General features: G+C 54.2%; 1 protein-coding gene. It reads right to left on the bottom strand.

Annotated elements, in window-relative coordinates:
• Positions 1–275: dihydrofolate reductase family protein (locus tag LD028_RS18185; RefSeq protein ID WP_237811609.1), on the bottom strand; the 275-nt coding region annotated here is incomplete at both ends.

The raw sequence follows: 275 nt of genomic DNA on the forward strand, positions 1-275 counted from the left end.
GTACCGACTCTGAACAAATCCATTCTCCGACACATACGTGCCGATATGGCGAAGATCATGCTCGTTGCCGACCTGGCTGAAAAATGGAATCCCTTGCCCCAGCAGCACCGGAATACGCGTAATGATCAGCTCGTTGATCAGCCCTGAGTCTAGAAACGCCTGGATCGTTTGGCCACCATCGATATAGAGATGCTTCATGCCGCGTTCGGCTAACTGTGCCACCAGCGCGATTGGGTCCAGGGACATCACCTCGACCTTGCCCTGCAAATACGTCG

The sequence above is a fragment of the Anoxybacillus sp. LAT27 genome (assembly GCF_022030075.1).
In the GTDB taxonomy this organism is placed as follows: Bacteria; Bacillota; Bacilli; order Bacillales; family Anoxybacillaceae; genus Anoxybacillus; species Anoxybacillus kestanbolensis.